Source organism: Klenkia sp. PcliD-1-E (assembly GCF_024124375.1).
Taxonomy (GTDB): Bacteria; Actinomycetota; Actinomycetes; order Mycobacteriales; family Geodermatophilaceae; genus Klenkia.
Genome location: NZ_JAMXRZ010000150.1, coordinates 1 through 8,903, shown reverse-complemented (window position 1 = coordinate 8,903; position 8,903 = coordinate 1). Strand labels below are relative to the sequence as shown.

The 8,903-nt window shown below is 74.3% G+C and carries 8 protein-coding genes and 1 pseudogene; 3 read left to right on the top strand and 6 right to left on the bottom strand.

The features are described 5' to 3' along the window. The coding region (locus tag NH342_RS20460) for an LCP family protein (RefSeq protein ID WP_308200718.1) at positions 1-1,369 on the top strand (1,369 nt) is incomplete at its 5' end. Positions 1,370-1,441: 72 nt separating this feature from the next. Here NH342_RS20460 and pstB read toward each other — a convergent pair. The 6 genes from pstB to NH342_RS20430 form a co-directional block, all read right to left on the bottom strand. Further along, positions 1,442-2,221, bottom strand: a complete 780-nt coding sequence (gene pstB / locus NH342_RS20455; protein ID WP_091061034.1) for a phosphate ABC transporter ATP-binding protein PstB — start codon at positions 2,219-2,221, stop codon at positions 1,442-1,444. A 28-nt stretch (positions 2,222-2,249) separates the two neighbouring features. After that, a complete protein-coding gene (pstA, locus tag NH342_RS20450; protein ID WP_253017776.1) occupies positions 2,250-3,329 on the bottom strand; it encodes a phosphate ABC transporter permease PstA in 1,080 nt (359 codons plus the stop codon). Further along, a complete protein-coding gene (gene pstC, locus NH342_RS20445) occupies positions 3,329-4,285 on the bottom strand; it encodes a phosphate ABC transporter permease subunit PstC (RefSeq protein ID WP_253017774.1) in 957 nt (318 codons plus the stop codon). Before pstC ends, pstA begins: the two co-directional genes overlap by 1 nt. Before the next feature lie 112 nt (positions 4,286-4,397). Next, on the bottom strand, positions 4,398-5,516 hold the full coding sequence (pstS, locus tag NH342_RS20440) for a phosphate ABC transporter substrate-binding protein PstS (RefSeq protein WP_253017772.1): 1,119 nt from the start codon (positions 5,514-5,516) through the stop codon (positions 4,398-4,400). A 183-nt stretch (positions 5,517-5,699) separates the two neighbouring features. Continuing rightward, a complete protein-coding gene (mshD, locus tag NH342_RS20435) occupies positions 5,700-6,602 on the bottom strand; it encodes a mycothiol synthase (RefSeq protein ID WP_374209493.1) in 903 nt (300 codons plus the stop codon). Positions 6,603-6,634: 32 nt separating this feature from the next. Further along, the gene (locus tag NH342_RS20430) at positions 6,635-7,375 is read right to left on the bottom strand and encodes a response regulator transcription factor (RefSeq protein ID WP_253017770.1); all 741 of its coding nucleotides are present in this window, start codon (positions 7,373-7,375) and stop codon (positions 6,635-6,637) included. 98 nt (positions 7,376-7,473) lie between these two features. Here NH342_RS20430 and NH342_RS20425 point away from each other — a divergent pair, with 98 nt between their 5' ends. Together NH342_RS20425 and NH342_RS20420 are read left to right on the top strand one after the other, a co-directional pair. Next, entirely contained in the window at positions 7,474-8,292 is an 819-nt protein-coding gene (locus tag NH342_RS20425; RefSeq protein WP_253017768.1) for a S9 family peptidase, read from the top strand. Beyond that, positions 8,289-8,903 (top strand): annotated as a pseudogene (locus NH342_RS20420) (hypothetical protein); the annotation flags it as partial. The gene NH342_RS20425 and the pseudogene NH342_RS20420, both read left to right, overlap by 4 nt.

The window sequence follows — 8,903 nt, the reverse complement described above, 5'->3', positions numbered from 1 at the left end:
CCTGCCGGGTACCGGCAGCACGCGCCCGTCCGCCCCGGTCCCGCCGCTGCCGGGGCTGCGCACGGCGGCGCCGTTGCCCCCCATCCCCGGCCTGACCGTGCCGGTGCCCGGGCCCGTGCCCCGCACCCGGGCGGAGAAGTGGGCCGCGCTCGGCCCCCGGCAGCGGCGGCTGGTCCGCGTCGCCGTCGCGGTGGCCGCGCTCGTCGTCCTCGTGGGCGGGTTCTACGCGGGGCTCTACGTCTACGCCGACCGCTCGGTGGACCGGGTGGCAGCTCTCGCGCCGACCGCACCCGAGGTCCTCGCGCCGCAGCTGCAGGCCGGCGCGACCACCTGGCTCGTGCTCGGCACCGGGGCGCCCGGCGAGGCCGGCCCGGCCGCCGTCAGCGCCTCGCTGGTCCGCGTCGCCGGGGACGGCGGGCGGGCCACGGTGCTCGACCTGCCGTCGACGGCCCTGGTGGACACCCCCGAGTGCCGCGCGGCGGACGGCGAGGTGCGGCAGCCGACGACCGAGCCGCTGGTCCAGGCGCTGGCGCAGGGTGGACCCTCCTGCCTGGTGCGCGCGGTGCAGCAGCTGTCCGGGTTGCGGGTGGACCACTACCTCGACGTGGACCTCGGCCGGGCGGGGGACGGCGTCCCGTCGTCCTGCCCCACCGACGCCCTGCCCGAGGCCTCGGCCACGACCCTGTTGAACCCCCTGCGGGCGGTGTCGCTGGCCACCGGCGCGGCCGACGTCGCCACCACCGACGAGGACACCTCGCTCGCCGAGCTCCGCACGCTCGCCGGCACGCTGCGGTCCCTGCCGGCGGAAGCCGTGGAGCGCACCGAGCTCCCCGTCGCGCGGGTCGGCTACCTGCCCGCCGGCAGCACCACCGCCGCGGTGGTGCTCGACGGCACGGCGACCCGCGACCTGTTCGACTCGGTCATCCGGACCGGCGAGCTGCCCCCGCCGGCGCCCGAGGAGGCCGCCGCGACGCCGGCCAGCGGGACCGATGCGAGCGTCACCCTGCCGCCCAGCAGCGTCACGTTGTCGGTGCTCGACGCCACCGGCGACACCGCCGACCCGGCCACCGGTGCGGGCGCGCAGACCATGGCGGCCCTGGCCGCGCAGGGCTTCGTGCCCGGGCCGATGGGCATCGAGCCGGCCGCGGTGCCCACCAGCCTGGTGCGCTACGCCCCCGACGCGCTGGAGGCGGCCCGCACGGTCGCCGCCGCCGTCCCGGGTGCGGCGCTCGAGCCGACCACCACGCCCGGCACCGGCGTGCAACTGGTCGTGGCGAGCCCCGACCTCGCCGTCGCGCCGGTCGCCGTCGGGGCCGCCGTCCCCGAGACCCCGCTCCCTGCGCAGCCCCCCACCGCCACCTGCGGCTGACCGCCCGCACACGACGGAGCCCCCGCCGACCGCACGGTCGACGGGGGCTCCTGGGGTGGAGGGGGACCTTCCTCAGCCGAAGCGGCCCGAGATGTAGTCCTCGGTGGCCTTCTGATCGGGGTTGGAGAAGATCTTCTCGGTCGGGTTGAACTCGATCAGCCGCCCGGGCTGGCCCACGCCGTTGAGGTTGAAGAAGCCGGTCTGCTCGCTCACGCGGGCGGCCTGCTGCATGTTGTGGGTGACGATGACGATGGTGAAGCGGTCCTTCAGCTCCGTCATCAGGTCCTCGATCGCCAGCGTCGAGATGGGGTCCAGGGCCGAGCAGGGCTCGTCCATGAGCAGCACCTCGGGCTGGACGGCGATGGCGCGGGCGATGCACAGCCGCTGCTGCTGGCCGCCGGACAGGCCCGAGCCGGGCCGGTCGAGGCGGTCCTTGACCTCGTTCCAGAGGTTGGCGCCCTTGAGCGAGGACTCCACCAGGTCGTCGAGGTCGCTCTTCTTCATCTTGCGGGCGTTGAGCCGGACGCCGGCGACCACGTTGTCGTAGATGGACATGGTCGGGAACGGGTTGGGCCGCTGGAAGACCATGCCGATCTGGCGGCGGACGTCGACCGGGTCGACGTCGGAGCCGTAGAGGTCCTGGCCGTCGATGACGACCTTGCCCTCGACGCGGGCGCCGGGGATCACCTCGTGCATGCGGTTCAGCGACCGCAGGAAGGTGGACTTGCCGCAGCCGGAGGGCCCGATCAGCGCGGTGACGCTGCGCGGCTCGATCGAGACGTTGACGCCCTCCACGGCCTTGAAGTTGCCGTAGAAGATGTCCAGGTCCGAGACGTCGATGCGCTTGGCCATGTCTGGTCCTTTACTCCTGGTTCCTCGGTCAGCGACCGGTCTTGGGGGCGAAGAAGCGGCTGATCAGGCGGGCCACGACGTTGAGGGCCATGACGATGATGATGAGCACGAGAGCCGCTGTCCAGGCCCGGTCGATGCCGAACTGCGGCGGGACGCCGGGCTGGGTGAGCTGGTAGTAGGCGAAGACCGGCAGGGTGGCCATGCGCCCGTCGAAGGGGTCGACGTTCGTCGCGGCGGTGATGCCGACGATCACCAGCAGCGGGGCGGTCTCGCCGATCACGCGGGCGATGGCCAGGGTCACCCCGGTGCCCAGGCCCGCGATCGCGGTGGGCAGCACGACCTTGGTGACGGTGCGCCACTTGGGCACGCCCAGCGCGTAGGAGGCCTCGCGCAGCTCGTTGGGCACGAGCTTGAGGACCTCCTCCGCGGACCGGACGACGACCGGGATCATCAGCACCGACAGCGCGACCGCACCGCCCAGGCCGAACCGGACGCCGGGGCCGAAGAAGATGACGAAGAACGCGTAGGCGAACAGACCGGCCACGATCGAGGGGATGCCGGTCATCACGTCGACGAAGAAGGTGAGCGCCTTCTTGAGCCGGCCGCGGCCGTACTCGACCAGGTAGATGGCGGCCAGCAGCCCGACCGGCACCGAGATCAGCGCCGCCAGGGCGGTGATGATCAGCGTGCCCATGATCGCGTGGTAGGCGCCGCCGCCCTCGCCGACCACGCCGACCATCGAGTTGGAGAAGAAGGTGCCGTCCAGCCGGGCGATGCCGTTGCTGACCACGGTGTACACCAGCGAGACCAGCGGCACCATCGCGATCGCGAAGGCCGAGCTGACCAGGCAGGTCACCAGCCGGTCGGTGGCCTTGCGTCGGCCTTCGACGGCCCGGGAGACGACGAAGGTGACCAGCGTGCCGAGGACGACGCCGTAGACGGCGAACAGCCCCCAGGACCACCCGGAGAGCGCGGTCAGCAGGCCGGCGAGGGCGAGGCCGACCACGAAGAGCCCGGTGCCGCCGAACCGGGGCAACCCGCGCCGGGTACGGACGGCGGGGGCCTCGGGCTCGGGGGCCTCGGGGCGGGTGGGGGCCGTGGTCGTCATCAGTTCGCTCCGGAGAAGTCGGCCCGGCGGTTGACCACGTACCGGGCGAGCATGTTGACCGCGAGGGTGATCACGAACAGCACCAGACCGCTGAAGATCAGCGTGCTGACGCCCAGCCCGGTGGACTCGGGGAACTGCAGCGCGATGTTCGCCGCGATCGTGGAGGGGTTCGACGAGCTGATCAGGTTGAAGGTGACGCCGCCGGAGACCGACAGCACGATGGCGACCGCGAGGGTCTCGCCGAGCGCGCGGCCCAGGCCCAGCATCGAGCCGCCGATGACACCGGACTTGCCGTAGGGCAGCACCGCCATCTTGATCATCTCCCAGCGGGTGGCGCCGAGGGCGAGGGCGGCCTCGCGGTGCAGGGCCGGGGCCTGGGAGAAGACCTCGCGGGAGATCGCGGAGATGATCGGCAGGATCATGATCGCCAGCACCAGGCCGGCGGTGAGCATCGTCCGGCCGGTGGCCGAGGCCGGGCCGGCGAAGAACGGGATGAACGACAGGTGCTCGGCGGCCCAGGCGTAGAAGGGCACCAGGGCCGGGGCCAGCGCGGCGAGACCCCAGAAGCCGTAGACCACGCTGGGGATCGCGGCGAGCAGGTCGATCAGGTAGCCCAGCGTCGCGGCGATCCGCTTCGGGGCGTAGTAGGTGATGAACAGCGCGATGGCCACACCGAGCGGGGTGGCGACCAGCAGGGCGATCAACGCTGCGATCAACGTGCCGAAGACGAGCGGTCCGACGTAGGACCAGACGCCCTCGCCGCCGGGGACGTCCTGGGCCGGGGCGGAGATGGCGTCCAGGGACTCCGCGACCAGGAAGGCGGCCACCCCGGCGAGCACGAGCAGGATGAGGATGCCGGCGCCGGTGGACAACCCGGCGAAGGTCCGGTCACCGGGGCTGCGGACGGGCTTGGACGGCTGGGCGTCCTTGCGGCGCTGGGTGTCGAGCGAGGTCACCTGGACTCCGTGCGGGCGTGGGGGGTGGTGCAGGAAGTGTGGGGGTCGTCGACCGCGTCGTCGACGTGCGAACGGCCCGGACGCGTTCTGCGTCCGGGCCGTCCGCCGGGCGTCAGCTGCCGGAGGTGATGGCGTCGACCGCGGTCTGGGCCTGCTCGCGCAGCCCGTCGGAGATCGGCGCGCTGCCGGCGGCGTCGGCGGCGGCCTGCTGGCCGTCCTCGCTGATCACGTAGCCGAGGAAGGCCTTGAGCAGGTCGGCCTGGGTCGCGTCGTCGTAGGAGATGCAGCCGATGTGGTAGCTGACCAGGACGATCGGGTACTCGTCCGGGTTGTCGGTCGTGCGGTTGATGTCGTAGGCGAAGTCGTACTCGCCGCGGCCGGACTGCACGTCCGAACCCTCGACCACGGCCGCGGCCGCCTCCGGCGACGGGGCCACGAACTCCCCGCCCACGCCGATGTTGGCGATGCCCAGGTCACCGGCCTGCGACTCGTCGGCGTAGCCGATGGCACCCTCGCCGGCCTGGACGGCCGAGACCATCCCGGAGGTCTGGTTGGCGGCCTCGCCACCGGACAGCGGCCACTCGCCGTCGGCCTCGTTCGTCCACACGTCGGGGGCCGTCTGCGCCAGGTAGTCGGTGAAGTTCTTCGTGGTGCCGGAGTCGTCGGCCCGGTGCACCGGGGTGATCGAGGTCGAGGGCAGCGAGGCGTCCGGGTTGTCCGCGGCGATGGCCGGGTCGTCCCAGGTCGTGATCGCACCGGTGAAGATGCTGGCCAGGGTGGTCGGCGAGAGGTTCAGGTCCTCGACGCCGGGCAGGTTGTAGACCACGGCGATGGCCGAGATGTAGTCCGGCAGCTCGAAGACGCCGTCGCTGCCGCACCGCTCCTCGGCCTGGCTCAGCTCGTCCTCGGAGAGCGCGGCGTCCGAGCCGGCGAAGTCGGTGCCGCCGGCGAGGAACTGCTCGCGGCCGCCGCCGGAGCCGACCGGGTCGTAGTTGACGGTGACGTCGGGCTGCAGCGAGGAGAAACCGGCGGTCCAGCCCTGCATCGCGGCCTGCTGGGCGGAGGAGCCGGCGCCGACGAGGGTGCCGCTCAGCTGCTCCTGGCTGTCGCCGGCGGCGCCGGTCGAGCCGGAGTTCCCGCCCTCGTTCGAGGCGCCGCAGGCGGCCAGGGCGAGGGTGCTGGCGAACGCCGCGGACAGGGTCACGGCGCGCGTCTTGGTGCTGAGCTTCAACTCAGTGCCTTTCCGGTGGTGCCCGGACGTCGGTGCCGGGCAGTGGGGTCCAACGGGGAGGACGCTAGGCAGCGCAGGTGGACGGATCTGGCTGCGTCGGTGAACGCGGGGTGAACGGCGGCGGAGGTCTGCGACACACCGCGACGGACCGCGGCCGACGACCAGGTGAACGAGGGCGCGCCGTCAGGCGCGGCGGGCCTCGCGGTGCCACTGCACGTCGGCGGAGAACCGGGTGAACCCGGACTTCTCGTAGAGGGAGACCGCCGCGGTGTTGTCGGCCTCGACGTAGAGCAGCACCTCACCCAGGCCCCGGCTGCGCAGGTGCGCCAGGCCCAGGTCGGTCAGCGCGCGGCCCAGCCGCAGGCCCTGCGCCTGCGGTGCGATGCCCAGGACGTACACCTCGCCGACGGCCTCGTCGGCGGCCTCGCCCACGGGGTGCTCCTTGGTCCAGTGCGAGCCCAGCAGCACCTCGCCGTCCGGCCCGGTGCGCCAGGCCAGCAGGAACCCGGCCGGGTCGAACCAGTCCTCGGCCTCGCGCAGGTCGAGGTCGCGGCGGGTCATCCCGCCCTGCTCGGGGTGGTGGGCGAAGGCCGCGGCGTTGACCGCCAGCCAGGCGTCCTCGTCCACCCCGGGCCGGAAGGGCCGGACGACGACGTCGTCGGGCAGGGCGGGGGAGGGGTCCGGGTCGACCTCGGTCAGCGGCATGCGCATCTGCAGCAGCGTGCGCGCCCGGGTCCAGCCGCGGGCGGTGGCCAGCTCCGTGGAGCCCGGGAGCTCGCCGTGCGCCCACACCGCCAGCCGCTCGTCCCCGGCCAGCTCCTCCAGCTCCGCGGCCACCGCAGCGCCGAGGCCCCGCCGGCGCAGGTCGGGGTGGACGACGAACTCGGCCTGCCAGCCCTCGGCGTCCCGGTCCAGGCGGGCGTAGGCCGCGGCACGGTCGTCGTGGCCGACCAGCACGTCGCGGCCGTCGTCGGGCCCGCCGTGCCGCAGCCGCAGCTCGGCCTCCTCGCTCAGCGGCCGCACGCCGTCGGCCGCAGCCGCCGCGCGCAGCAGGGCGAGGACGTCGTCGAGCTCGGCGCCGGTCAGCTGCTGCGCGACGACCGGGCGGGGGTCAGCGGTCAGGAGACGACCGGCTCGTCGGTGGTCTCGGCGGCGACGTTGGCCGCGGCCGTGGCGTCGGCGACCTGCTGGTCGAGCTTGTAGCCGACGTTGCGGACCGTGCCGATCAGGGCCTCGTGCTCGGTGCCGAGCTTGGCCCGCAGCCGGCGGACGTGGACGTCGACGGTGCGGGTGCCGCCGAAGTAGTCGTAGCCCCAGATCTCCTGCAGCAGCTGCGCGCGGGAGAACACCCGGCCCGGGTGCTGGGCCAGGTACTTCAGGAGCTCGAACTCCTTGTAGGTGAGGTCGAGCGGGCGGCCGCGCAGCTTGGCGGAGTAGCTGTGCTCGTCGATGACGAGCTCGCCGGCCTTGGTGACCCCGCCGTCGTCGGCGGCGGTGGGCGCGCTGGTGGCCTGCCGGCGGGCGGTGGCCCACTTCAGGCGGGCGTCGACCTCGGCCGGTCCGGCGGTGTCGAGGACGACGTCGTCGACGCCCCAGTCGGCCGACAGCGCGACCAGGCCCCCCTCCGACAGCACGGCGACCAGCGAGGCGGCCACGCCGGTGGAGGACAGCAGGGCGCACAGCGTGCGGGCCGAGACCAGGTCGTGGCGGGCGTCGACCAGCACCACGTCGCCGGCGTCGCCGTCGAGCAGGCTGGACAGCTCCGGGGCGACGACCCGGACCTGGTGGGCGAGCAACCCCAGCGCAGGCAGGACCTCCGTGGTCGCCTGACGGGCGGAAGTCATGAGCACGAGCCGCATGCCGTCTCCTCACAGGTGGCGTCGACACCGGTGTCGCGGGAGAGGGCAGACTATCGGACGTGAGGCGCCGTGTGACCCCGCCGTTGCGCCACCGTGACGTGACCGTCCGCACGGAGGACGGCGTGGTCCTGCACGGGATCGTGGTCCCGCCCGCGCTGCCCCGTCCACTGCCGGCAGATGGACGGCCGCTGACGTTCGTGCTGGCCCACGGGTTCACCAACTCCACCGCCCGGGCGCCGTTCCTCCGGCTGGCCGGGTACCTGAGCCGGTTCGGCGAGGTCCGCGGGCTGGACTTCCGCGGGCACGGCCGCTCCGGCGGGGCGTCCGGGGCGGGCGGGGACCCCGAGCTGCTCGACGTCGACGCCGCGGTCCTCGCCGCCCGGGCCGACGGCGCCACGACCGTGGTGACCGTGGGCCTGTCGATGGGGGGCGGGGCGGTGCTGCGCCAGGCGGTGCTCGGCGCGCACCGGCCCGACGCGGTGGTGGGCGTGAGCGCGGTCAGCCGCTGGTTCGTCCGCGACACCGTGCCGATGCGCCGGGTGCACTGGCTGCTGGAGACGGCCGTCGGCCGTCGGCTCGGCGCGCGGGTGATGGGTGTCCGGCTGGCCGCGCCGTGGCCGGTCAACCCGCCCTCGCCGGTGGAGCTGGTCAGCGGGATCGCGCCCACCCCGCTCCTGCTGGTGCACGGGGACCGCGACGCCTACTTCCCGCTGGAGCAGTTCCACCTGCTGGCCCGTGCCGCGGGACCGGCCGCCACGGTGTGGGTGGTGCCGGGCATGGGCCACGCCGAGAACGGGATGACCGGCCCGCTGGCCGAGCGGGTCGGCCGCTGGGCGCGGGAGGCCGTCGGCCGGGACCCGCTCTGCGACGATGACCCGGTGACCCGCGCCGCCGTCCCCGAGCCGGCGCGGCGATGAGCCGCACCACCGCGCCGGTCGAGCTGTCGCGCACCGCGCACCACCTGCCGGCCGCCGGGTGCGTGCTGGTCGCCACCGGCCTGCTGGCCGGTCTCCCGCTCGTGCTCGGCGACACCGGCCGGGTCGTGGCGGTGGCCGTGCTGCAGCTGGCCCTGGTCGCCGCCTGGGTGCTGGCCACCGGGATCCGCGGGTTCCTCGGTTCGCTGGCCATCGGCGCGGCCGCCGCGGTGGGTGCCGACCTGCTGCTCGGGCTGCCCGAGCGGCCCGGCCTGGGCTCGCTGCTGCTGGTGCTCGGTCCGGGGTTCCTGGTCTGCGTGCTGCACCAGATGGCCCGGCCCGCGCCCCGTCGCTACCTGGTGGCCTCCCTCGCGGGCGTCCTGCTGCTGCTGTGCGCCGTCACCGCGCCCGCCGTGCTGCTGGCCCTGGGCCGCACCCCCGAGGGGGACCGCCAGGCCACCACCGCCGTCCTCGTCGTGGGTGCCGCGCTGCTGGCCGGGCACGCCGTGGACCTGCTGCTGCCCCGCCCGGCGATCGCGGCCGGGGTGCCCCGCGGCCTGCCGGGCCTGGTGCTGGCCGTCGCGGCCGGGGTGGTCGTCGCCGTCCTGCGCCGG

Coding starts and splice junctions, on each gene's coding strand:
- pstB (WP_091061034.1), bottom strand. CDS start 2,221: ATGGCCAAGCGCATCGACGTCTCGGACCTGGACATCTTCTACGGCAAC.
- pstA (WP_253017776.1), bottom strand. CDS start 3,329: ATGACGACCACGGCCCCCACCCGCCCCGAGGCCCCCGAGCCCGAGGCC.
- NH342_RS20430 (WP_253017770.1), bottom strand. CDS start 7,375: ATGCGGCTCGTGCTCATGACTTCCGCCCGTCAGGCGACCACGGAGGTC.